Origin of the sequence: Streptomyces sp. NPDC007872 (genome assembly GCF_042868165.1) — a bacterium.
Lineage (GTDB): Bacteria > Actinomycetota > Actinomycetes > Streptomycetales > Streptomycetaceae > Streptomyces.
This window is the reverse complement of sequence record NZ_JBIAEA010000020.1, coordinates 1-1719: the sequence shown is the minus strand read 5'-3', so window position 1 is coordinate 1719 and position 1719 is coordinate 1. Positions and strand designations below refer to the sequence as shown.

Annotated in this window: 1 protein-coding gene; it reads left to right on the top strand. The window is 67.0% G+C overall.

Annotation, left to right across the window (positions count from 1 at the left end):
• The first annotated feature begins 58 nt into the window (after window positions 1-58).
• Window positions 59-1687, top strand: coding sequence for an ISAzo13 family transposase (locus ACFYNX_RS33435; protein ID WP_388667302.1), 1629 nt, complete (start codon window positions 59-61; stop codon window positions 1685-1687).
• The last annotated feature ends 32 nt before the right edge of the window (window positions 1688-1719 follow it).

Genomic DNA, 1719 nt, shown 5'->3' with positions numbered 1-1719 from the left:
CTAAGGGCTTGCAGATCATCAAGGTGTTGCTTCCCGTGCTGGCGCTCGTTGGTGTGGTATGCGCATCCCGGACGAGACTCGTGACCAACTCTCTGTGAAGTTCGCGGTGTTATTTCCGCACCTGGACGAGCGGCAGCGTCGATTGTTGATGGCTGCCGAGGCTCGTGTCCTGGGGCACGGCGGCGTTCGGACTGCCGCACGGGCAGCCGGGATGAGTGAGACGACGGTCCGCAAGGGCGTGTTCGAGCTGGAAGCTGGTGAGGAGCCCCTGGGCCGGGTGCGGCGTCCGGGCGGGGGTCGCAAACGGGTCGCGGATCTCGATCCGGGGTTGCGGCCGGCTTTGCTGGCGCTGGTCGAGCCGGATGTGCGGGGTGATCCGATGTCGCCGCTGCGATGGACGCTGAAGTCGACCCGCGCACTCGCGAGGGAACTGGCCCGGGCCGGGCACCGGGTCAGTGCCAACACCGTCGCGGATCTGCTGCGGGAGGAAGGCTTCAGCCTGCAGGCCAACGCCAAAACGCTCGAGGGCAGCCAGCACGTCGACCGGGACGCACAGTTCCGTTACCTCAACGAGCAAGCCCGCGAGCACCGGGACGCCGGCCAGCCGGTCATCAGCGTGGACACCAAGAAGAAGGAGCTCGTCGGCGAGTTCAAGAACGACGGCCGCCAGTGGCGCCCGGCCGGTGATCCGGTGTCGGTGAACATGCACGACTTCGCCGACCCGAAGCTGGGCAAGGCGATCCCGTACGGGATCTACGACCTGGCTGCGAACACCGGCTGGGTCAATGTCGGCACCGATCACGACACCGCCGCGTTCGCGGTGGAATCGATCCGCCGCTGGTGGCACGGCCAGGGCCACGCCGCCTACCCGCAGGCGACACGGCTGCTGATCACCGCCGACGCCGGCGGATCCAACGGCTACCGCACCCGGGCCTGGAAACTCGAACTCGCCCGCCTCGCCGCCGAAACCGGACTTACGATCACCGTCTGCCACCTGCCGCCAGGCACGTCGAAGTGGAACAAGATCGAGCACCGCCTCTTCTCCCACATCACCATAAACTGGCGCGGCCGCCCGCTGACCAGCCACGAAGTCATCGTCCAATCCATCGCCGCAACCACCACCCGGACCGGACTGCAGGTCACGGCCGAGCTGGACACCAATGCCTATCCGACCGGAGTCACGATCGGTGATGCGGAGATGGCCGCTCTGCCACTGACCCGGCATGCCTTCCACGGCGACTGGAACTACGTCCTGCACCCCCATCCGGCCCCACTCGTTCCGGCGGCCCGGACTCCGGAACCGTGCGAGCCGGAATGGACACCGGCCCTGCTGACCGACCCCGCGCTGACCGGCATGTCTCCCGACCAGTTGCACGACCTGGTCCAGGCACTGGAACCGGAAGGAGACACCCGGCGCGGCCGCCCGCCACACCTCGCCTTTCACGACCAAGTCCTGGCCACCGTGCTCCACCTGCACGTCAATCTGGCGGCGGAACCACTCGCCGTGCTGTTCGCCAGCAGCCGCACCGCCATGCACCGCACCCTCCTGAAGGTCAGGAAACTGCTCAAGGCCCACGGCATCGTCATCCCACCCGCGGCCACTCCACCAGCCGCCCTCACGGTCCTCCACGCGCGGGTTCTCGTTCAGACCAGTAAGGCCAGCAGCAAGATCAAGACGACGTGTTAATGATCGGCAGGCCCTAAGGGTTGTCCCGTAAA

Excerpts from the sequence above, each read along its gene's own strand:
- ACFYNX_RS33435 (WP_388667302.1), top strand. The coding sequence starts at position 59 with ATGCGCATCCCGGACGAGACTCGTGACCAACTCTCTGTGAAGTTCGCG.